This is a genomic window from Hymenobacter segetis, from assembly GCF_038448715.1.
In the GTDB taxonomy this organism is placed as follows: Bacteria; Bacteroidota; Bacteroidia; order Cytophagales; family Hymenobacteraceae; genus Hymenobacter; species Hymenobacter segetis.
Map to the genome: position 1 here is coordinate 46,629 of NZ_JBCEVZ010000003.1, position 20,665 is coordinate 67,293.

The window sequence follows — 20,665 nt, forward strand, 5'->3', positions numbered from 1 at the left end:
CCCTAAGGTGTAGCATGTGCAAATGCCCGTTTTTTTGCTTAATTTAAAGCCCGCTTTGGGCTGTTTAATCTGAATTCACATTTACTGTAACTCAAAGCGTTGTGCCTCGCCAGAAATTACTGCCTTGGGACACTCGCCACGACCAAACTCAACTTCATTCACTCTCACTCCCAACAATGCCCAGAATTATTAAATCCGGCCTCATCCAGATGAGCCTGCCGATGACCGAAGGCGAAGGCACGATTCAGGAAATCATGGCCGCCATGGAAGCAAAGCACATTCCGCTTATTGAAGAAGCCGGTCGCCAGGGCGTGCAGATTCTCTGTTTGCAGGAAATCTTCAACACCCCGTATTTCTGCCCCGGCCAGGACAAAGCCTGGTACGCCTCGGCCGAATCGGTGCCCGGCCCGACGACGGACCGCATGGCCGAATACGCCAAGAAATACAACATGGTGATGATTGTGCCCGTGTACGAGCGCGAAGCCGCCGGTTTCCTCTACAATACCGCCGCCGTAATTGATGCCGACGGCACCTACCTCGGCAAATACCGCAAAAACCACATTCCCCATACCACCGGCTTCTGGGAGAAATTCTTCTTCAAGCCCGGCAACATGGGCTACCCGGTGTTCCAGACCAAGTACGCCAAAGTGGGCGTGTACATCTGCTACGACCGCCACTTCCCCGACGGTGCCCGCATTCTGGGCCTAAACGGGGCCGAAATCGTTTACAACCCTTCGGCCACCGTGGCTGGCCTCTCGCAGTATCTCTGGAAACTGGAGCAGCCCGCGCACGCCGCCGCCAACGGCTATTTCATGGGCTGCATCAACCGCGTGGGTGAGGAGAAGCCCTGGAACCTGGGCCGCTTCTACGGTACGTCCTATTTCGTGGACCCGCGTGGCCAGATTATCGCGCAAGCTGATGAGTACAAAGACGAATTGCTGATTTCGGAATTCGACCTCGATATGATTGAGGAAGTGCGCAATACTTGGCAGTTCTTCCGCGACCGCCGCCCCGAAACCTACGAGAAACTGGTAGAGCTGTAGGCGCTTGGCTGACATAAAAACGGTCATGCTAAGTCTAGTCGAAGCATGACCGTTTTTTTATTCACTAATAATTCGAATTAACCTGCCCCAATGGCTGAATTTTCTACACCTACCACCGAGCAGCAATTCGCGGAAAACTTCGCGCAATTGAAGCCGGTGATGAACCGCACCGAGGCGCTTTACGAAAGCTCCCGCTGCCTTTTTTGCTTCGATGCGCCGTGTATAAAAGCGTGCCCATCGGGGATTGATATTCCGCAGTTTATCCGCCAGATAAATTCCGGTAACGACACCGGCGCGGCACGCACTATTTACGAGGCCAACTACTTCGGTAATGCCTGCGGCAAAGTGTGCCCTACGGAAGTACTCTGCGAAGGGGCATGTGTGTACAACTTGCAGGAAGTGAAGCCGATTGAGATTGGTCGACTCCAGAGTTATGCCACCACCAAGGTGATTAAGAGCGGCGAAAAACTGTTCGGTCCCGGCGCGGATAACGGCAAAAAAGTGGCCGTAATTGGGGCTGGTCCGGCCGGTATATCTGCTGCTTGTGAGCTGCGTTCGCTGGGCTATGGCGTTGATGTTTTTGAGGCTAAAGCGCAGCCTTCGGGCCTGACGGTTTACGGCGTAGCGCCGTACAAAATCACCAACGAAGAAACGCTGGCCGAGATGGACTACTTGCAGGCGCAATTCGGCTACAACGTGCATTTCAATTCGGCTATTTCGTCGCGTGCCGAATTGGAGAAATTAGAAGATAAATACGACGCTATTTTCCTCGGAATTGGCCTTGGCAAAACCAATGAATTGGGCTTGCCCGGCGAGGATAAAATCAACTGCACCGGCGCGGTTGAATTTATTGCTGAACTGCGTCAATTCCAACACAAAGTAGCGGTGGGCCGCAAGGTAATTGTGCTGGGCGGCGGCAATACCGCTATGGATGCGGCTTCCGAATCTTCGCGCCTCGGGGCGGAAAATGTAATTCTGGCCTATCGCCGAGCTAAGGATGAAATGGGCGCTTACGAGTTCGAGTACGACTTGGCCAAAGGGGTAGGAGTGAAAGGCTTATTCAACGTAGCGCCGGTGGAAATTACCGGCAACGGCTATGTAGCAGGCGTGAAATTCATTCGCACCGAAACCAAGGATGGTAAGGTGCGGGAAATTGCCGGCTCTGAGTTTGTGGAAGACTGCGACATGGTGATTAAAGCCACTGGCCAGGCCAAGCAGACGGAATTCCTGAGTTTGATTCCGGGCCTGAAGCTGGATGGCAAAGGCCGAATTATCGCTAATGCTCACACCGGGCAGACCGGCAATCCCAAATACTTCGCTTCTGGCGATGCCTGGAATGGCGGGGCCGAAGTGGTGAACGCGGCAGCTGAAGCAAAGCTGACGGCACGCGGTATTCATGCCTATTTGAGCAAGTAGCGCGGACTTTCAGTCCGCGAGTTGAGCCCATTTCCCTCATTTCGTATTCAATCGCGGACTAAAAGTCCGCGCTACATTATGCCTGACATCTCAATAAATTTCGCCGGCATTAAATCGCCGAACCCGTTTTGGCTGGCTTCGGCCCCGCCCACCAATTCCGGCTATCAAATAATGAAAGCCTTCGACGCTGGCTGGGGCGGCGCGGTGTGGAAAACACTGGGCGTGCCCGTCGTCAACGTGTCGAGCCGCTACGGCGGCGTGAACTACCGCGACAAGCGCCTCGTTGGTTTCAACAATATCGAGTTGATTTCGGACCGCCCGCTGGCCGACAACCTGCGCGAGATTGAGGAAGTGAAAAAGCGTTTCCCCAACCATGCCGTTATCGCCTCGCTCATGGTGCAGACGCGCCAGGAGTGGCACGACATCGTGCGCCAGAGCCAGGACGCTGGTGCGGACGGCTTCGAGCTCAATTTCGGCTGCCCGCACGGCATGTGCGAGCGCGGCATGGGTTCGGCGGTAGGGCAGGAGCCCAAGGTGCTCCAGATGATTGTGGAATGGGTGATGGAAGTGGCCAAAAAGCCCGTCATCGTGAAGCTCACCCCGAATATCTCCGACATCACGGAGCCAGCTATGGCCGCCCGGCGCGGCGGTGCCGATGCCATTTCGCTCATCAACACGATTCAGAGCATCGTGGGGGTTGATTTGGACCAGTTTGCGCCGTACCCCATTGTGGACGGCAAGGGCAGCAACGGCGGCTACTGCGGCCCGGCCGTGAAGCCCATTGCCCTGAACATGGTGAAAAACTGCGCCCAGCATCCCGACATCAAACTACCCATTTCGGGCATTGGTGGAATTGAGAACTGGCGCGACGCGGTGGAGCACATTCTGCTGGGAGCCAGCAGCGTGCAGGTGTGCACGGCGGCCATGCACTTTGGCTTCGGCATCATCCGCGAAATGACTTCGGGGCTGGAGCAGTACATGGTTGAGAAGGGCTTCAACACCATTTACGACATGGTGGGCAAGGCCCTGCCCAACGTGCTGCACTGGGAAGACCTGAACATGAAGTACAAGGTGACGGCCAACATCCACAAGGACAAGTGCATTGGCTGCCAGCTGTGCTACACGGCCTGCGAGGATGGGGCCCATCAAGCCATCAAGCTCAACGCTGATACGCGGGTGCCCGAAATCATCGAGGAAAACTGCGTAGGCTGCAACCTGTGCTCGCTCGTATGCCCCGTAGAGGACTGCATTACGATGGACCGCACCGACGACGGCACCCAGCACCTCACCTGGAAAGAGCGCACCGAAGCCGGCACCGCGCCCACCGAATTCAACGACGAAAAGGCCGGCGGCCGCCACCACTGGGTACCCGAGCCCAGCGCCGCGTTGGGCAAGGAGCGCCACAAAACCCTGCCCGGCAAAGCCCGGCTGTATTCCGGCGAAACGGTATTGCCGACTGAGGCTTAAATAAGGCTCTTACTATGGTATGCAGGCACTAAATCTGGTCCACATTTTGTTTAGAAACGTAGAACAGCATTCACTTGTAACCCGACGCGTTTCGACGCGCTGCCATATCATGAAAGTTAAATCAGTGATTTTTTCGTTGAGCCTCTGCCTGCTATTGTTGAGTGGTTGCGTGGCTTCCGTGGGGCCGGAATACGGCTATTATCCGCCTGCCCCACGGCCGTATTACGGCTATGCGCGGCCCTATTATTACAATCCTCGACCCGTAATTGTGGTGCCGCGTGGCGGGTATAACCGCCCGCACTACGAAGGCAACCACTACGGTGGCGGCTATGGCGGGGGTCGGGGCTACGGCAACGGTCATGGTGGCGGCCGCCGTCGCGGCGAATAACACCGTAGAATTTAGACAAGAAAACGGGCTCCCCACGCAAGTGGGGAGCCCGTTTTCTTGTCTGGTCAATTGCTAAATCAGTCAAAAATCACGGTTTTGTTGCCGTGCACGAACACCTGCTCGTCGAACACCATTTTGAGTGAGCGGGCGAGCACGATTTTCTCCACATCGCGGCCGGCCTGGGCCATTTCGTGGGCGCTCTGGGTATGGTCGATGGGAATAACGTTTTGGGCGATGATGGGGCCCTGGTCGAGCTGCTCGTTCACGAAATGCGCGGTGGCCCCGATTATTTTTACGCCCCGGGCGTAGGCCTGCGCGTAGGGGCTGGCCCCTACGAAGGCTGGTAGGAAGGAGTGGTGAATGTTGATGAGCCGATTGGAATAATGCGCCACGAACTCGGAGGTTAGGATGCGCATATATTTGGCCAGCACCACAAAATCGGGCTGGTATTGGGCCAGCACGGCCAGTACTTCGGCCTCGTGGGTTTCGCGGGAGCGGTCGGCGTGGGGCAGATAGTGGAAGGGCAGGTTGAACTTGCGGGTGAGGTCGCCGAGCACCTCATAGTTGCTGATGACGGCCAGCACGCGGGCATTGAGCTCGCCGAACTCGTGGCGTACCAGTAGCTCGCTGAGGCAGTGATGCTCCTTGGTGGCCATCAGCACAATGTTTTTGGGCTGGTTGGTGGTGAGGCGGATAACGGCCGACGGGGGCAGGCCCGTGCGCAAATCGACTTGGAGTGCCTCCGGGTCGAACGCGCCGGCCATTTCGGTGCGCATGAAAAAGTGGTTGCCATCGCGCTCCACAAATTCGCCGTTGCGGATGATGTTGAGGCCGTGCTTGAACAGCACACCCGTGATTATATAAACCAGGCCCGGCTCGTCGGGGCAATGAATGAGCAGCAAATGCGCCATGCGGAACAGCGTGAGTAGTCGGTTGAATTGGCAAAAAGCCGAACTGCAAAAGTAGAGCGCTGGCTATTGGATAATTGCGCTTTTATTTGCCGCTGAATTCTGCCAAAATTATTTCGTGCATCTACCTCTACCTGCCCGGCTGCTGCCGGCACTGCTGTTCAGCGCTTGCCTATTCGTTCCTGCCCTCAGCCGCGCGCAGGGATACGCCGAGGGTATTGGCCTGAACTACGAAGTGCTGCCTCTAAAGCAGAAAAACAGCAGCGAAGCCACATTCCGAGGCGACGTTTTTCGGGCCAACATCATCGTGCCTCTTGCCGTGGCGGCGGATACATCACACGCAATATTGGCTGGCCTGAATCTGGAAACCTTGCGTTTCAGCGGCAATCGACCCGGCTTTGAAGTACACAACGTGTACGGCATCACGCCAGTGCTGGGCTACCGCCAGCGCCTGTCACCCCGCACTGAGCTCACGGCCCTCGCGCTGCCCGCTCTGAATTCGGATTTGCGCGAGGTGCGCGGGGCTGATGTGACCTGGGGCGGCGTGCTACGGGCCGCCTACCGCAGCAGCCCCCACCGGGCCTACCGTCTCACGGTGGGCTACCGGCAGCAGTTCTACGGGCCGCAGTACGTGCTGCTGCTGGGCCTCGACTGGCAGCTGGGGCAGCGCTGGCGGCTGTTTGGCGACCTGCCCACCACCTTCACGGCCAGCTACGCCGCCACGCCGCGAGTCAATGTCGGGTTCAACCTGAATGGCATCAACACCGCCTACCGTTTGCTGAACAACGACCAGTATTTTCAATATCAGCAGGGGCATTACGGCTTGTTTGCCGAAACTTATTTGAGTGCGCATTTGGCAATACGAGCCACTGCTGCCTATGCCGTAACACGGCGCATGGAAGTGTATGCCAGGGACGACCAATGGCCCGCCACCATCGACTATATTGGATTGGGCAAGGCCCCTACGCCGCTGAGTTCGCCGATAGAAAAAGGCTTGGCATTCCGGCTGGCGCTGAGCTACCGCGTGCCGGCCCCATGAGGCTTGTAGCATAAGCTTCAACTTGTGCACTGCCAGAACAGCCCGACTATGTCCGAAGCGAAGCTTATACTGCTTCGGCAGTTGGCTGGAGGCTCACTTGGGGCGAATCAGTGTGAATGGCCACCGTCGTGTCGCGCAGGTGCTGGGGCTGCCGTTTGTTCTTCACGGCCTGAATTTCGGCCACAATGGCCAGTGCGATTTCCTCCGGGGTTTCGCCGCCCAGGCTCAGGCCAATGGGACTGTGCAGGCGGTTTTGCAGCGCATCTAAAATTTCTGCTTCGGACAAATTCAATTCGTCTTCATTCAGCAGCCGCCCGGCTTTGGCCCGGGGCCCCAGCAGGCCAATATATGGGGCCGCCGAGGGCAGCAGCGTTTGCAGCGCAGCCAAATCATAGGCGTAGTTGTGACTGAGCAATACGTGGTACGCATCCGCATCAGGGGCAAGCATTTCCAATTCCCGGACGGGCAAGATTCGTACTTCCACCGCCTCCGGAAAACGAGCAGCAGTGGCCAGATTAGGCCGGCCATCCAGCACCGTGATGTGCCAACCGAGCGAGGCAGCCAGATGCACCAGCGGCTGCGCATCATTGCCCGCGCCATACACCACGAGGCGCAGCGGTGGCGTGAGCACCTCCAGCAGTGCCCGCACCGGGCCGGCATCGGTTTCGATTTCCAGAATCTGCGATTTGCTTTCTACTAACGCAGTTTGCGCGGCCTCCGCCAGCGGGGCGGCTAGTAGGGGAGTGCCCCGCAGCGCCCCGGAGGCCGAGAGTAACACTCGCTGCCCCACGGCTGCTTTCAGCCCCGAGGAATCGGTTTCAAATATGGTCGCCAACACCGCCGGCTCGGGGTGTTGGGCGAAGCCGCGCAGCAGCTCCACCGGGTTATCAGCCGCCGCAAAATCCAGCGGCTCCAGCAGGATGCGGACCACGCCCTGGCAGCCGGGACCGAGGCCGTGGCGCGGGTCGTCCTCATCCCGCGTGTCGTACGTCACCAGCGCGGGCTGGCCCCGAAAAATGGCTTGGCGTGCGCGCTGGCGGGCATCGCCCTCCAGGCAGCCGCCGCTGATGGCCCCGGTCAGCTCGCCGTCTTCGGTCACCAGCATGCGGGCCCCGGGGCGGCGGTAGGCCGAGCCCAGCACCTCGACCACCGTGGCCAGGGCGCAGGGGCGGGCCGCGGCGCGGTGCCGGTCGTAGGCGAGGAGCAGGCGTTGGAGTTCGGTCATGGCGCGGTAGTTTGCGGAGGAAGTACGCCCGGTGGCGGGGCGGGGTTATGTAAACTCCTGACGCGGGAGTGGGGTTTTGGTTCGGAGGCCCGCCGCCGGCTAGCGGCGCTTATATTGAGTGCTATGACCGCTGCCATCCTCCTCTATCAACTAAATACCCTCACCGAAGCCGACGAAAAGCCGGCGGCGGTGTTCTTTTTAGGGCCGAACTCAGCGCTGTCTCATCTGCCCATCGACCTGCCATATCGCAGCAATTACTACAAAATCGGCCTATGCCTACGCGGCCATGCTCGCCTGAAAGTCAACCTCGAAACCTACGATATCGAGCCTGATTCGCTGATGGTATTATCGCCCTACGTTATCAAACAGTGGCCTTTTATGTCGGCCGATTTTGAGGGGCTGAGTGTCTTTTTTACCCGAGAATTCATTTCGGCTAATTGCAGCCTGAACCCGGATGCCTTTTCGTTTTTTGAGGGAGATGCCCGCCATGTTTTTCAATTAACGTCCTCTCAGGCCGATAATATCGCCGCGCTGCTACAGTCTATTGAGCATAAATACGACGCACCGCACGCCTACCGCGAGGAAATCCTGCGCAGCCTCATCCAGATTTTGCTGCACGAAATTGCGCCCATATACAGTGCCCAGCACGTTTCGGCGACTGTCACCCAGACCAGAAGCCAGTTAATTGCCGCTGCATTTAAAAAGCTGGTCAGCACGCATTATGCCACCGAGCGAAGCCTGTCCTTTTATGCCGACAAGCTTTGCATCACCCCCAAGCACCTGGCCGAAACCGTGAAGGAAGCCACCGGCCGCCGCGCCGTGGAATGGCTGGCCGAGGCCGTGCTGCTGGAAGCCAATGTGCTACTGCAAAACCCCGCCCTGACCATCGCCCAAATCGCGGATACCCTCCACTTTGCCGACCAATCCACGTTTGGCCGGTTTTTCCGGAAAGGCATTGGGGTTTCGCCGGCAGCTTACCGGCAGCGCTGGGCCTGACGCTTGCCGCACTTTGGCCCAATTTCCCCGCCGTTTCGCCCTTTTGCAAGGCCGAAGCCGGACGGAGCTTTGCCTTATGAAAATCATCATCACAGGTTCCCTCGGGAACATCAGCAAACCCCTGGCCACCGCGCTGGTGCAGCAGGGCCACGCCGTTACGGTTATCAGCAGCAAGCCGGACAAGCAGGCGGAAATTGAAGCATTAGGAGCTGCCGCCGCCTTTGGCAAAGTGGAAGACGTAGATTTCCTGACGGCCACTTTCACAGGTGCCGATGCCTTGTACCTGATGGTGCCGCCGCATTTTGCCGTGGCCGATTCGCGGGCCTACCACCAGCAAATCGGCCGCAATTATGCCCAGGCCATTCAGCGAGCGGGCGTGCGGCGCGTGGTGCAGCTCAGTAGCTGGGGCGCGCACCTGGCGGAGGGCACTGGCGGCATCCTCGGTACGCACGATGTGGAGGTTGTTTTGCGCGAAGTGCCCGGCGTCACGCTTACGCACCTGCGGCCGACTTCTTTTTACACCAATTTCTATACATCAATTGGGATGATAAAAGGCGCGGGGATGATGGGCGCTAATTATGCGGGCGATATCAAAGTGGCCTTTGTGCACCCTCGGGATATTGCCGCTGCGGCGGCAGAGGAGCTAATCAAACCCGCCGCTACGGCCGGCACAGACGTGCGCTACGTAGCCAGCGACGAGCGCACTGCCGCCGAAGTCGCCCACGCCTTCGGCACCGCCATTGGCCAGCCCGACCTGCAATGGGTGGCTTTCACCGATGAGCAGATGCGGAATAACATGGTGAAGAACGGTGTGCCCGCTAACCGGGCCGACGAAGTCGTAGACATTTACGCCAGCACTAACAGCGGCAAATTGGGTGAGGATTACTGGCAGCACCGGCCCATTTTGGGTAAGGTGAAGCTAGAGGAATTCGCTTAGGAATTTGCAGCGGCTTTTTAGAAAGTAGGAGGAGCATCAAAACGTCATGCTGAGCTTGTCGAAGCATCTTTACCGCACTAGTAAACCCAATCGACAGGTTTAGCATTGCGGTAGAGATGCTTCGACAAGTTCAGCATGACGTTCTTTGAGAGGTGGCTTACCTTTGATTTCTACAGCCCCTTTGCCATGCCATCCCGCCCGCTTTCCGAACTGTACTCCAAACTAGCTCCCGAGGCAGCCGAGACGCTGTTGCTATCGGAGACTCCCCGCGAAGTCGGCCAGTTCAACGTCTTCAACGTGGCCGACCTAATGCTCGCCAACCGCGACCGGCCGCCCATGACCTTCGACCGCCGCGCCTTCTACAAAATCAGCCTGATGCGGGGCCGCAGCCGCATCGAGTATGCCGACAAAGTGGTGGAAGTGGAGGCAGGTGCCCTGTGGTTTGCCTCCTCGCGAGTGCCCTACCGCTGGCTGCCGCACGACCAGGACCAGACCGGCCATTTCTGCATCTTTACCGAGGAGTTTCTGCAGCCCACCAAGGGCCGGATGGCACTAGAGGAACTACCGTTTTACCAGCCCGGTGCTTTCCCGGTAGTGCAAGTAACAGATACTGAATTTGCGGCAATTGGGGACATTTTTCAGAAGATGGAGAAGGAAATATCCTCCGAATATGCCTACAAATACGACCTGCTGCGCGCCTACCTGATGGAGGTGATTCACTACGTGCAAAAGCTCCAGCCGGCCCAGCTATCGGCCCCCACCCACAATGCCTCGGCCCGCTTAATGGCCCAGTTTGCCGATTTGCTGGAGCGGCAGTTTCCCCTGGAATCGCCGCAACAGCGCCTGCGTCTGCGCACCGCCACCGACTACGCCGCCCAACTGGCCGTGCACGTCAACCACCTCAACCGGGTGCTCAAGGAAACCACCGGCCACACCACCACCGCGTTGATTGGAAGCCGCGTAGCGCAGGAGGCCAAAATCCTGCTGAAGCAAACGAACTGGAACATTTCCGAAATCGCCGACAGTCTGGGATTCGCCGATGTGGCGCACTTCTGCAACTTCTTCAAGCGCCAGGCCGGGTTGACGCCGGGTGACTTCCGTAGCTAAGCTGATTGTTTGATTTATTCAGCAAACGGTTTGACCCGCGCAATACCGCCACTACCTACGCACTGGACCTTTGTGGTGTCATCAATCACCAATTAAAAAGGACCTTCACATGCGTGTTTTCATAACCGGCGCGTCGGGCTTCATCGGCACCGCCATTGTTCAGGAATTACTTGGCGCGGGCCATCATGTGCTCGGCCTAGCCCGCTCCAACGAATCGGCCGAGAAGCTAATTGCCGCAGGTGCCGAAGTACATCGGGGTTCGCTCGACGACCTCGACAGCCTGCGGCGCGGCGCTGCCGCCTCGGATGGCGTTATCCACCTGGCTTATAATCACAATTTTATCGAATATGAGGCCGCCGGCCAGACCGACCGGCACGCCATCGAGGCACTCGGCGAAACCCTGGCTGGCTCGGACCGTGCTCTGGTTGTCACGGCCGGGCTGGCGGGCTTTAACCTGGGCCGCCCCGTGACGGAAGAAGACTCTGCCGCTGCCTCGCCCCGCATGTCGGAAGTTGCCGCGCTGGCCCTAGCGGCGCAGGGCATTCGGGCATCGGTCATCCGCCTGGCACCCTCGGTCCACGACCGGGGCGACCAGGGTTTCGTGCCCACGCTCATCAATATTGCCCGCCAAACGGGCGTGGCGGCCTACGTAGGGGAGGGCCTCAACCGCTGGCCCGCCGTGCACCGGCTCGATGCCGCCCGCCTCTTCCGGCTGGCGCTGGAGCAGGGCACTGCCGGCGCGCGCTACCATGGCGCGGCCGATGAAGGCATTCCGATGCGCGACATCGCGGCCATAATCGGCCGCCACCTGAACCTGACAGTCGTATCCAAAACCCCCGAGGAGGCCGCTGCCCATTTCGGCTGGATGGGCCGCTTCGTCGGCATGGACGCGTCGGCCTCCAGCGCGCTCACGCAGCAGCGGTTGGGCTGGCATCCCACCCAGCCCGGCCTACTGGCTGATTTGGAGGAAGGTGATTATTTCAGAAAATAAGAGAGAAGCAAAAAGAAACGCCCCGCAACGGTTTCGCTGCGGGGCATTTCTTTTTGGGCAAGTGATTGAGTTTCGATGAATAAACCCGGCGGCTATGCTGCTAATATTGATTAAATTGACACCTTCAACCTGCCTAGAACCTGCAAAGCCATATTGAATTTCAGCGTGATGACAGACCACATTATCACATTGACCAAAACAGACAATGACGATTTAAATACGTTGTTTCTGTTTCAGGTCGACGAAGAAGCAAATCGTTTAGCTGCGTTCGCATCTAAAGACCCGAACGACAAAGCTGCGTACATTAAAAAATACACACCGTTTTTAACTGACCCAACAATAACTATGCGGACAATAAAAGTCGATGGTGAAATTGTGGGTAGTATAGCAAAATTCGTTATGCACGGTGAAGTTGGAATCACCTATTGGATTGATAGAAAGTTTTGGGGACAAGGAATTGCCACAACCGCGCTTAGAGACTTTTTGAAGATTGAGCAGGCCAGACCAATTTATGGCCGTGTAGCCTTCGATAATTATGGCTCACAAAAGGTTTTAGAGAAATGCGGGTTTGTAACGACTGGAAAGGATAAAGGATTTGCTAATGCTCGGCAAACAGAGGTTGAAGAGTATATCTACAAGCTTTCGGACTGAAAAGCAGCCTTAGATTCTTTGTCAACCTCACCAAGTCGTACCGTCCCCGCCATGCGCTGCGTGGCACCGGCGAGGTCACCGGGTGGCAGCGCCCAATCCCCGGAACAGCCAAACGCCATGAAGGAGCATCTTAAGCGACTGAAGTAAATTAGGATTGAGACGATTGAGGATTGAAAAAGCTGGAATGAAAGGAAGTGTGTAGTAAACATGATGTGGCGAATTCATACACCAAGTAAAGAAGTTACGAATACAGATAATTCAGCGCTTTAATTTTAGAATAATGATGTACAAGGGTGAGCCCACGAAAGGTGTGGATTTTTATAATCTACTTGTCGAATCTGATGAGTTTACCTCTGCACTGGGTAGGGTGGCATTACATTCCGGTAAACTGGAAGCGGAATTGATTCTTCTCTTATTGCGGAGTAACGCTAAAGAAAATTTCAGTGGAAAAACTCTTGGAGCATTAATAGGCATAGCTGAAAAGAATAATCTGCTGAATGATAATCTGGTTACTGCTCTTAAGTAAATTTCTAAACAGAGAAATTATATTACTCATAATATCTACGCATTATTTATCGACTTGGTCGATGAAACAATTCTTGAAAAGAATGACTTGCTCGATTCGGATGTACATACTTATTTAGACAGGGTTTATCAGCTAAACGAGAATTTGGAAAGTTTAACTTGCGTTAGCCATCAAATATGATTTCGATATAATCTGATTCAGAAACAGATTCGTTAGGTACACTGTAAACCCAAAAACGCCCCGCAACGAACTCGTTGCGGGGCGTTTGTTTCGCGGCAATAGCTGCTTGAGCTACTCGCGGGGCCTGATTACTTCCAGCCGCCGCCTAGGGCGCGGTACACGTTCACCGAGGCGTTGAGCTGCTGCATACGGGTTTCGATGAGGTCGAACTTCGATTCCAGAGCGTCGCGCTGGGTGAAGAGGACTTCCGTGTAGTCGGCGCGGGCGTAGCGGAAGAGGCTGTTGGAAATCTCAACCGACTGGTTGAGGGCTGCCACTTCCTTGGCTTTCGCATCGTAGCTCTGGGCCAGGTTGCTGATGCTCGATACCTGGTTAGAAACCTCGACGTAGGCGTTCAGGACCGTTTTTTCGTACTTGTACACGGCCTGCGTTTGCAGGGCATTGGCATTGTAATAGGCCGCCTTGATGCCGTTGCGGTTGAACAGCGGGCCGGCTAAGTCGGCCCCCAGCGCGTAGAGCAGGGACTGGGGCGTTGACACCAGCAGGCCGGGCGTGAAGGCCGCCAGCCCGACGCCGCCGGACAGGCCCAGCGAGGGGTAGAAGTTGGCGCGGGCTACCTGCACGTCGATTTTGGCGGCGGCCAGCTGCTGCTCGGCCTGCCGGATATCGGGGCGGTTGGCCAGCAATTGTGCGGGCGAGCCGGCCTGGATGGTGAACGGCAGCAGGGCATTGAACGACTGTGCGTTGCGAGCAACCGGCTGCGGGTAGCGGCCGGCCAGGTAGTTCAGCTTGTTCTCGGTTTCGACGATGCTTTGCTGGAGCTTGAACTGCAGGGCTTTGGTGTGCTGCAATTGGGCCTCGAAGCGTTTCACGGCCAGCTCGGTGGCGCGGGCCGACTCCTTCTGCAGCTTCACCAGCTCCAGCGCGTTGCTCTGGATGCCGATGTTCTGCTGCACGATGGCCAGCTGATTATCGTAGGCCAGAAGCTCGTAGTAGGAGTTGGCGATTTCGGCAATCAGGTTGGTCACCATGAAGTTTTTGCCCTCCACGGTGGCCAGATAGCGGATGGCCGCGGCCTTCTTGGCATTGCGCAGCTTGTGCCAGATATCGACCTCCCAAGTGGCAAACGCGCCCAGCTGGAAATTGGTGAGTGGGTCGGGCGTGCGGCGGCCCTCCTTAATATCAACCTGCTCTTCTGTCGCGCCTTGCAGCGTGTACTTACCAACCTTCTCCACATCGGCCCGGGCACCGAGGCGCACGAAGGGCAGGTACTCGCCCTGGCGGACGCGGATTTCGTTGCGGGCAATTTCGATTTCCTGGAGCGTGATGTTCAGCTCCTGGTTGTTTTGCAGGGCGGTTTCAATCAGGCCTTGCAGGTTGGGGTCGGTGAAAAACTGCTTCCACTGCACGCGGGCGGTGGTGGCGCTGTCGAGGGAAGCGACCGAGGAAGTGGCGGTAGAATAGCTGGCCGGCACGTTGCGGCTTTCGTTCTTCACCACCAGCTCGGGCGTTTTGCAGGCCCCCACGGCGAGGGCCAGGCTGGCCGCGCCGAGGACTTTATAAATTCGTTGCTTAAGCATAAGGCTCCATTTCTTCTAGTGTAACGCGGGGCTCTACGCCTTCGAGGATGGGGGCTTCGTTCTCATCCTTAATCAGTTTGCTATTGCCGGCCAGAGTGCCGAAGAAGTAGTACAGGCCGGGGATGATGATTACCCCGAACACGGTGCCGAACAGCATACCGCCCAGCGCCGAGCTACCAATGGTACGGTTGCCGATAGCGCCGGCACCCGTGGCCACTACTAGCGGAATCAGGCCGGCGATGAAGGCGAAGGAGGTCATCAGAATCGGACGGAAACGGGTCTTGGCACCTTCGATGGCCGCGTCGCGGACACTCATGCCTTCTTCGTGTTTCAGGGCCGCGAATTCCACAATCAGTACCGCGTTTTTACCCAGCAGGCCGACGAGCATTACCAGACCTACCTGAGCGTAGATGTCATTGGCCAGGCCAAACATCTTGATGAACAGGAACGAGCCAAACACACCCGCCACCAGCGAGAGAATAACGGCCAGCGGCAGCAGGAAGCTTTCGTACTGCGCGGCCAGCACCAGGTACACGAACACCAGCACGATGAGGAAAATCACGGTCGACTCATTGCCGCGGCTCACTTCGTCTTTCGACAGGCCGCCCCAGTCGATGCCGTAGCCGTGGGGCAGGGTTTCGGCCACTTCCTGCACGGCCTTGATGGCCTCGCCCGAGCTATAGCCGGCCGCCGCGCCGCCCCGGATGGAGCCCGTGGGGTACATGTTGTAGCGGTTGATTTCGTTGGCACCCTGCGACTTCACGATTTTCATGAAGGCCGAGAACGGCACCATTTCGCCCTTATCGTTTTTGGCCCACATATTCAGGATGTCCTCGGGCAGCTTGCGGTACTCTGGCGAGGCCTGCACGAACACCTTGAAGAAGCGCTGGTACTTGATGAAGCCCAGCTCGTAAGTCGAGCCCACCAGGATGCTCAGCGTGTTCATGGCGTTGCCGATGCTCACGCCTTTTTGCATGGCCAACTCGTTATCAATTTTGAGCTCGTACTGGGGGTAGTTGGCCGAGAAGAAGGTGAAGACACCCGCCAGCTCCTTGCGCTTTTTTAGCTTGGCAATGAACTCGTTGTTCACCCGTTCCAGGGCCTTGTAGTCGCCTGTGCTGGTTTTGTCGAGCATCTGCAGCTGGAAACCACCCGCCGCGCCGTAGCCCGGTACTGCCGGCGGCTCGAAGAATTCGATGGTCGCGCCGGGAATCTGCTTGGCCTTCTTCTCCAGGTTCTCCACGATGTCAGCAATGGATTCCTTACGCTCGCTCCACGGCTTCAAGTCAATCAGACAGGTACCAGCGTTCGAGCCACGGCCTTCGGTCAGTACTTCGTAACCGGCCAGCGTCGAGATGTTGGCGATGCCGGGCACGTCCTTGGCTAGGTCGCGCAGGCGCTTCGATACGGCGTTGGTTTGCTCCAGCGTGGTGCCGGGCGGCGTCTGCACAATGGCGTAAATCAGGCCCTGGTCTTCGCTCGGAATAAAGCCGGCCGGCAGCCCCGCCGAGATGGCCCAGATGCCCAGCCCGAAGGCCACCAGCATCACGAACGTCACAATGCGGTTGGCCACAATGCGCTGCAGCAGGCCCACATACGCATTCGTCAGCTTCTCAAATCCGCGGTTGAACCAGTCGAAGAAGCGCTGCAGCGGCGTCTGCTTCTTGGGTTGGCCGTGGTGGTTTTTCAGAATCATGGCGCAGAGCACCGGCGTCAGGGTCAGAGCCACGAGGCCCGAAATCACGATGGCCGTGGCCATGGTAATGGAGAACTGGCGGTAGAAAATGCCCACCGGGCCGCTCATGAACGACACCGGAATGAACACGGCCGTCATCATGATGGTGATACCAATAATGGCGCCGCTGATTTCCCCAACCACTTGTCGGACTGCATTATAAGGCGATAGATGCTGCTCGTCCATCTTGGCGTGCACCGCCTCAATCACCACAATGGCGTTATCGACCACAATACCAATCGAAAGCACGAGCGCAAACAGCGTAATCATGTTGATGGTGAGGCCGAACGCCTGCATCGCAATGAACGAGCCCACCAGCGACACCGGCACGGCCAGCGCCGGAATCAGCGTCGAGCGCCAGTCGCCGAGGAAGATGAATACCACCAGCGCCACCAGAATGAAGGCATCGCGCAGGGTGTGAATCACGTTCTCAATCGATGCGTCGAGAAAGTTCGACACGTCGTAGGTGATTTTGTAGTCCATGCCGGGCGGGAAGCTGCTCTTTTTCAGCTCTTCCAGCTTAGCCTTCACCTCTTTAATTACGTCCGAAGCGTTCGAGCCGTAAGTCTGCTTCAGCACGATGGCCGCCGAAGGGTACTGGTTCAGGTTGGAGTAGATGTCGTAGTATTCCGAACCCAGCTCCACGTTGGCCACGTCCTTCAGGTGCAGGCTTTCCCCGTTCGGGTTGGCCCTCAGAATCACGTTCTTATACTGCTCCACGTCGTTGAAGCGGCCCTGGTAGCTCAGCACGTATTCCAGCGACTGCGCATTCTTGCCATCGGCCCGGCCGATACGACCCGGCGAGCCAATCACGCTCTGCTCGTCCAGCGCCTTCATCACGTCGTCCACCGAGATGTTGTAGGCCCGCATGCGGTCGGGTTTCAGCCACACGCGCATGGCGTACTGCCGGCTACCCAGAATGCTGGCCCGGCCAATGCCGCCGAGGCGCTGCAGCTCGGGTATCATGTTCACACCGGCGAAGTTGAACAGGTACTTCATGTCCGTGTTCTTGTCTTTCGAGTACAAGTTCACGTACATCAGCATGTTAGGCACCACGCGGTTCACAATCACGCCCTCGCGCTGCACAATCAGCGGCAGGCGGTTGAGTACCTGCGCAATGCGGGTGTTCACGTTCACCACCGCCTGGTCGGGGTTGGTGCCCAGGTTGAACACAATTTGAATGTTGGCCTCACCGGCCGATACGGCATCGGAGGTCATGTACTTCATGCCCGGCACCCCGTTCACCGCCTGTTCCAGCGGAATCAGCACCGACTCGGTCAGCACCTTGGCGCTGGCGCCGGGGTAGGAGGCGCTCACCATCACGAGGGGCGGCGAAATCTCCGGAAACTGCGACGTCGGCAGCTGCATAATCGCCAGCCCGCCCATAAGCAGGATGGAAATCGAAATAACAATGGCAAATACGGGCCTGCGAATGAATTTACTAAACATATTCTTCTGGCTGTGTGGATATTATTAGGAAGGATGCCGACTGGGATTTGTAGCGTGGACTCTGCGAGTCCGCGCATGAGCGGGCTGTTCGCCCGGGCGCGGACTCGCAGAGTCCACGCTACAAACTGCCGGATTCACTAGCTTGAGGAGATGGGCCGCCTACTCGGCCGTCACCTTCAAATTCGAGAGAACCCCCTGCGGCGCCTTATAGTCGTAAGCCACTTTGTCACCGTCTTTCACCTTGCGCAGGCCTTCCAGCAGGATGCGGTCGTTGGGCGTGATGCCGGAGCCAATAATGTACAGGTCAGGCATTTCCGAAGCAATGCCGACTTCGCGCTGGTGTACCACGTTGTTCTTATCCACCACGAAAACGTACTTCTTTTCGAGGATTTCGAAGGTGGCTTTTTGCGGGATGATGAGGGCGTTTTTCAACGGCACGGTCATGAGCACGCTGCCGGTTTCGCCGTTGCGCAGCAGTGCGTCGGGGTTGGGGAATGTGGCGCGGAAGGCGATGTTGCCAGTTTCGTTATTGAAATCAGCCTCAATGGTTTGCACCACGCCGGTCTGGTCGAATACCTCGTTGTTGGCCATGCGCAGCTTCACGTGCGCAGCCTTGTCGTTGGTCTTGGCGTGCTGCTTATAAGCCAGATACTCGGCTTCGGGCACGTTGTAGTACACCCACATTTTGCTGTTGTCGGAGAGGGTTGTCAGCAGGTCGCCCTCATCCACGAGGCTGCCCAGTCGGCCTTGGAAGTGGTCCATGATGCCGCTGAACGGGGCCTTCACCGTCGTGAATTGCAGGTGCGTCTGGGCCAATGATACGTCGGCGTTGGCCTTGTCGTACTTGGCCTGCGCCAGCGCCAACTCGCTGCCCGACACGATGTTCTTGTCGGCCAGCTTCCGGGTGTTCTGATATTCCATCTGCACGTAGTGCGCCTCGGCCTGCGACTTTTTCAGCTCGGCCTGGTATATCGTGGGCTTAATCTGAAACATGGTTTGGCCCTGCGAAACGTGCTGGCCCTCGTCCACGAAAATCTTCTCCAGATAGCCTTTCTCCAGGGCCCGCAGCTCAATGCGCTGGAAGGAGTGAATCTGGGCCACATACTCCTTGGTGATGGTGGTGTCCTTCTGCAAGGGGCTAGTGGCCACCAGTTTAATCTGCTCTTCGACTTCCTTTTTTTCTTCCTTGCAGCCGGTGGTATAGAACAAAGCACCGCAGCTCAGCAGCATGAACATTTTTTTCATAGGAACCTTGGGTAACGTGACAAGCGGGGGGTATTGCATAGAAAATGGTAATTCAGAGAACGGCACCGAACGGCTGGCCTGACCCGCGATGCATTGGGGAACGCGCCTGTGCCGGGCGGCGAATCAGGCGGTGGTGCCGGCCAGCGGCCCGTGGGCTGGCCGAAGGGAATTCGGGGCCACAACACAAAATCCATCGGGGCCGGGGTGGGCTGATTGGGGTTATTCATACTTCGCGGAAGGCTTCGCTCAAACAGCAGAAAGCCCTTGGTCACCAGCAAACCTGCCGGAGCCAAACAAGCCGAAAGCGCACATCGAAGGGTGGGAGGGGCGATGCAGCGCAGCCTGTGTCGTGGGTTGACAGTACAAACTTGCCCCCGCTGGCATGAAGCGGAAATGAAGGTTTCCCGGAATGCTTCTAATTTTCCGGACCGCACCTACCGCATCCAGAGGCACTTTTGAGGTTGGGAGCAGGGCGGGTTGGTGAAGCGGGCAGCTGCTTTATGAAGCTGCTGAAACGCCAGCGGCTTGCTTGGTGTTATCCAATTAGGTAACTTCGTGAGGTGAGTGATTTCAAGGGCCAAATCCGCAGTCTCGAAATTTACGGGGATGAATTCCGGACTTTTTACAACAAGCAAAACCAGAAAATTCAGGACCGTATTCTGTGGACCTTTCGCCTGATTCGCGAAATTCCGGTGGTGCCCGAGAAGTATCTCAAGCATCTCACCGGCACCGTTGGCCTCTATGAAATCCGCGTCAGCGCCGGCAGCGACATCTTCCGCATTTTCTGCTTTTTCGATGAGGGCCGGCTAGTTATCGTGCTGAATGGTTTCCAAAAGAAAACCCAAAAAACGCCTCCTAATGAAATCGAACGTGCCGAACGACTTAGAAAACAATACTATGAAGACAAAGCAAAGCAAGCTGGTTGACCTCGATGATTTCATCGACAACCAATATGGTGCCCGTGGCACCGCCGCCCGCGAAACTTTCGAAGAAGGTTACGAAGCTTTCAAGCTAGGCGCGATGCTCCAAGAAATGCGCAAGGAAAACAACATGACGCAGGAGCAACTGGCTGCCAAATGCGGCACGACGAAAACGTACATCTCCCGCATCGAAAACAACGCCAGCGACATTCGCCTCTCCACTCTCATGCGGATTGTGTGGGAGGGGTTTGGCAAGCATTTGAAGCTGACGGTGGATTAATCTTAATAAATCAAAAAAAATTATGACTCTCGATTTAAAAGAAATAAAACCAATAACAGACGTACTAGGCTATGCTGTATTGGACTCACAAAAACTGGAATACTCCTTAGCGTTTATGATGCTTATGCTGAATAACGAGCTAAACCTTTCCAATAATGAACATGACGAAAAGATTGATAATTACATGCAAAGTCTATCGAAAAAGACTTTAGGGAATCTTACAAAACAACTGCAAGAAATTGTTACAGTTAGTGAAGGATTTAAAGAAAAGCTGGAATCAGCTTTAGATGCCCGTAATTATTTAATTCATAAGTTTTTCCATGAACAAGGTGAAAATTTGCTAACAATAAATGGAAGAGAGAATGCACTTGTATTAGTCAAGGAAAAGCGTAAGAAATTATTCGAATGCTATGTTTTCCTTGACCCGTTCATTAAGGCATTGATGGGAGTTAAGGGAAGGAGTGCAGAGACACTTAATGGAGAAATAGAAAGAAAATATGAACAAGGATGAAATAAGTAGAGTATGGAGCAGATGGTATATAAACATCTTGTGAGTCTGCTAGAGTTAGTCTCACAGCTTAC

General features: G+C 56.4%; 19 protein-coding genes. 14 read left to right on the forward strand and 5 right to left on the reverse strand.

Annotation, left to right across the window (positions count from 1 at the left end; all coding sequences use genetic code 11):
- The first annotated feature begins 176 nt into the window (after nucleotides 1-176).
- From AAFH49_RS02245 to AAFH49_RS02260, 4 genes are all read left to right on the forward strand, one after another.
- Complete coding sequence (locus AAFH49_RS02245) at nucleotides 177-1,043, forward strand: nitrilase-related carbon-nitrogen hydrolase (RefSeq protein ID WP_342295676.1); 867 nt, start codon at nucleotides 177-179, stop codon at nucleotides 1,041-1,043.
- 90 nt (nucleotides 1,044-1,133) lie between these two features.
- Nucleotides 1,134-2,459, forward strand: a complete 1,326-nt coding sequence (locus AAFH49_RS02250) for an FAD-dependent oxidoreductase (RefSeq protein ID WP_342295677.1) — start codon at nucleotides 1,134-1,136, stop codon at nucleotides 2,457-2,459.
- Nucleotides 2,460-2,537: 78 nt separating this feature from the next.
- A complete protein-coding gene (gene preA / locus AAFH49_RS02255) occupies nucleotides 2,538-3,926 on the forward strand; it encodes an NAD-dependent dihydropyrimidine dehydrogenase subunit PreA (protein ID WP_342295678.1) in 1,389 nt (462 codons plus the stop codon).
- Nucleotides 3,927-4,035: 109 nt separating this feature from the next.
- Nucleotides 4,036-4,314 (forward strand): hypothetical protein, encoded by a 279-nt coding sequence (locus AAFH49_RS02260; RefSeq protein WP_342295680.1) that lies wholly within the window; start codon nucleotides 4,036-4,038, stop codon nucleotides 4,312-4,314.
- Between the two features lie 77 nt (nucleotides 4,315-4,391).
- Here the strand turns inward: AAFH49_RS02260 and purU are convergent, their stop codons facing one another.
- The gene (gene purU / locus AAFH49_RS02265) at nucleotides 4,392-5,225 is read right to left on the reverse strand and encodes a formyltetrahydrofolate deformylase (protein ID WP_342295683.1); all 834 of its coding nucleotides are present in this window, start codon (nucleotides 5,223-5,225) and stop codon (nucleotides 4,392-4,394) included.
- A gap of 115 nt (nucleotides 5,226-5,340) precedes the next feature.
- On the opposite strand from purU, the gene AAFH49_RS02270 reads away from it, so the two are divergent.
- Nucleotides 5,341-6,261, forward strand: coding sequence for a DUF6268 family outer membrane beta-barrel protein (locus tag AAFH49_RS02270; RefSeq protein ID WP_342295685.1), 921 nt, complete (start codon nucleotides 5,341-5,343; stop codon nucleotides 6,259-6,261).
- 64 nt (nucleotides 6,262-6,325) lie between these two features.
- On the opposite strand, the gene AAFH49_RS02275 is transcribed toward AAFH49_RS02270, so the two are convergent.
- A complete protein-coding gene (locus AAFH49_RS02275) occupies nucleotides 6,326-7,486 on the reverse strand; it encodes an XdhC family protein (protein ID WP_342295687.1) in 1,161 nt (386 codons plus the stop codon).
- A gap of 123 nt (nucleotides 7,487-7,609) precedes the next feature.
- Here AAFH49_RS02275 and AAFH49_RS02280 point away from each other — a divergent pair, with 123 nt between their 5' ends.
- From AAFH49_RS02280 to AAFH49_RS02305, 6 genes are all read left to right on the forward strand, one after another.
- On the forward strand, nucleotides 7,610-8,482 hold the full coding sequence (locus tag AAFH49_RS02280) for an AraC family transcriptional regulator (protein ID WP_342295689.1): 873 nt from the start codon (nucleotides 7,610-7,612) through the stop codon (nucleotides 8,480-8,482).
- A 76-nt stretch (nucleotides 8,483-8,558) separates the two neighbouring features.
- Complete coding sequence (locus AAFH49_RS02285; protein ID WP_342295691.1) at nucleotides 8,559-9,419, forward strand: NmrA family NAD(P)-binding protein; 861 nt, start codon at nucleotides 8,559-8,561, stop codon at nucleotides 9,417-9,419.
- Nucleotides 9,420-9,605: 186 nt separating this feature from the next.
- On the forward strand, nucleotides 9,606-10,526 hold the full coding sequence (locus AAFH49_RS02290; protein ID WP_342295692.1) for a helix-turn-helix domain-containing protein: 921 nt from the start codon (nucleotides 9,606-9,608) through the stop codon (nucleotides 10,524-10,526).
- Between the two features lie 109 nt (nucleotides 10,527-10,635).
- Nucleotides 10,636-11,517 carry an SDR family oxidoreductase gene (locus AAFH49_RS02295; RefSeq protein WP_342295693.1) on the forward strand — a complete coding sequence of 294 codons (882 nt, stop codon included), beginning with the start codon at nucleotides 10,636-10,638 and terminating at the stop codon, nucleotides 11,515-11,517.
- 168 nt (nucleotides 11,518-11,685) lie between these two features.
- Nucleotides 11,686-12,168 carry a GNAT family N-acetyltransferase gene (locus AAFH49_RS02300; protein ID WP_342295838.1) on the forward strand — a complete coding sequence of 161 codons (483 nt, stop codon included), beginning with the start codon at nucleotides 11,686-11,688 and terminating at the stop codon, nucleotides 12,166-12,168.
- Between the two features lie 280 nt (nucleotides 12,169-12,448).
- The gene (locus AAFH49_RS02305) at nucleotides 12,449-12,694 is read left to right on the forward strand and encodes a hypothetical protein (RefSeq protein ID WP_342295695.1); all 246 of its coding nucleotides are present in this window, start codon (nucleotides 12,449-12,451) and stop codon (nucleotides 12,692-12,694) included.
- A gap of 308 nt (nucleotides 12,695-13,002) precedes the next feature.
- Here AAFH49_RS02305 and AAFH49_RS02310 read toward each other — a convergent pair whose 3' ends face one another.
- From AAFH49_RS02310 to AAFH49_RS02320, 3 genes are all read right to left on the reverse strand, one after another.
- On the reverse strand, nucleotides 13,003-14,454 hold the full coding sequence (locus AAFH49_RS02310; protein ID WP_342295697.1) for a TolC family protein: 1,452 nt from the start codon (nucleotides 14,452-14,454) through the stop codon (nucleotides 13,003-13,005).
- Nucleotides 14,447-17,638, reverse strand: coding sequence for an efflux RND transporter permease subunit (locus AAFH49_RS02315; protein ID WP_342295699.1), 3,192 nt, complete (start codon nucleotides 17,636-17,638; stop codon nucleotides 14,447-14,449). Before AAFH49_RS02315 ends, AAFH49_RS02310 begins: the two co-directional genes overlap by 8 nt.
- A gap of 159 nt (nucleotides 17,639-17,797) precedes the next feature.
- Nucleotides 17,798-18,883 (reverse strand): efflux RND transporter periplasmic adaptor subunit, encoded by a 1,086-nt coding sequence (locus AAFH49_RS02320; protein WP_342295701.1) that lies wholly within the window; start codon nucleotides 18,881-18,883, stop codon nucleotides 17,798-17,800.
- A 560-nt stretch (nucleotides 18,884-19,443) separates the two neighbouring features.
- Here AAFH49_RS02320 and AAFH49_RS02325 point away from each other — a divergent pair.
- Genes AAFH49_RS02325 through AAFH49_RS02335 form a run of 3 tightly spaced genes read left to right on the forward strand, consistent with a single transcriptional unit; the run spans nucleotide 19,444 to nucleotide 20,594 of the window.
- Nucleotides 19,444-19,809, forward strand: a complete 366-nt coding sequence (locus AAFH49_RS02325; protein ID WP_342295702.1) for a type II toxin-antitoxin system RelE/ParE family toxin — start codon at nucleotides 19,444-19,446, stop codon at nucleotides 19,807-19,809.
- Nucleotides 19,781-20,083 carry a helix-turn-helix domain-containing protein gene (locus tag AAFH49_RS02330; protein WP_342295703.1) on the forward strand — a complete coding sequence of 101 codons (303 nt, stop codon included), beginning with the start codon at nucleotides 19,781-19,783 and terminating at the stop codon, nucleotides 20,081-20,083. Before AAFH49_RS02325 ends, AAFH49_RS02330 begins: the two co-directional genes overlap by 29 nt.
- Nucleotides 20,084-20,105: 22 nt before the next feature.
- The gene (locus tag AAFH49_RS02335) at nucleotides 20,106-20,594 is read left to right on the forward strand and encodes a hypothetical protein (RefSeq protein WP_342295704.1); all 489 of its coding nucleotides are present in this window, start codon (nucleotides 20,106-20,108) and stop codon (nucleotides 20,592-20,594) included.
- Nucleotides 20,595-20,665: the final 71 nt, after the last annotated feature.

What these genes read in the sequence shown, in the direction of transcription:
- AAFH49_RS02245 (WP_342295676.1), top strand. Translation starts at nt 177, where the DNA reads ATGCCCAGAATTATTAAATCCGGCCTCATCCAGATGAGCCTGCCGATG.
- preA (WP_342295678.1), top strand. Translation starts at nt 2,538, where the DNA reads ATGCCTGACATCTCAATAAATTTCGCCGGCATTAAATCGCCGAACCCG.
- AAFH49_RS02280 (WP_342295689.1), top strand. Translation starts at nt 7,610, where the DNA reads ATGACCGCTGCCATCCTCCTCTATCAACTAAATACCCTCACCGAAGCC.
- AAFH49_RS02285 (WP_342295691.1), top strand. Translation starts at nt 8,559, where the DNA reads ATGAAAATCATCATCACAGGTTCCCTCGGGAACATCAGCAAACCCCTG.
- purU (WP_342295683.1), bottom strand. Translation starts at nt 5,225, where the DNA reads ATGGCGCATTTGCTGCTCATTCATTGCCCCGACGAGCCGGGCCTGGTT.
- AAFH49_RS02305 (WP_342295695.1), top strand. Translation starts at nt 12,449, where the DNA reads ATGATGTACAAGGGTGAGCCCACGAAAGGTGTGGATTTTTATAATCTA.
- AAFH49_RS02320 (WP_342295701.1), bottom strand. Translation starts at nt 18,883, where the DNA reads ATGAAAAAAATGTTCATGCTGCTGAGCTGCGGTGCTTTGTTCTATACC.
- AAFH49_RS02290 (WP_342295692.1), top strand. Translation starts at nt 9,606, where the DNA reads ATGCCATCCCGCCCGCTTTCCGAACTGTACTCCAAACTAGCTCCCGAG.
- AAFH49_RS02260 (WP_342295680.1), top strand. Translation starts at nt 4,036, where the DNA reads ATGAAAGTTAAATCAGTGATTTTTTCGTTGAGCCTCTGCCTGCTATTG.
- AAFH49_RS02250 (WP_342295677.1), top strand. Translation starts at nt 1,134, where the DNA reads ATGGCTGAATTTTCTACACCTACCACCGAGCAGCAATTCGCGGAAAAC.
- AAFH49_RS02315 (WP_342295699.1), bottom strand. Translation starts at nt 17,638, where the DNA reads ATGTTTAGTAAATTCATTCGCAGGCCCGTATTTGCCATTGTTATTTCG.
- AAFH49_RS02335 (WP_342295704.1), top strand. Translation starts at nt 20,106, where the DNA reads ATGACTCTCGATTTAAAAGAAATAAAACCAATAACAGACGTACTAGGC.
- AAFH49_RS02275 (WP_342295687.1), bottom strand. Translation starts at nt 7,486, where the DNA reads ATGACCGAACTCCAACGCCTGCTCCTCGCCTACGACCGGCACCGCGCC.
- AAFH49_RS02330 (WP_342295703.1), top strand. Translation starts at nt 19,781, where the DNA reads ATGAAGACAAAGCAAAGCAAGCTGGTTGACCTCGATGATTTCATCGAC.
- AAFH49_RS02300 (WP_342295838.1), top strand. Translation starts at nt 11,686, where the DNA reads ATGACAGACCACATTATCACATTGACCAAAACAGACAATGACGATTTA.
- AAFH49_RS02295 (WP_342295693.1), top strand. Translation starts at nt 10,636, where the DNA reads ATGCGTGTTTTCATAACCGGCGCGTCGGGCTTCATCGGCACCGCCATT.
- AAFH49_RS02310 (WP_342295697.1), bottom strand. Translation starts at nt 14,454, where the DNA reads ATGCTTAAGCAACGAATTTATAAAGTCCTCGGCGCGGCCAGCCTGGCC.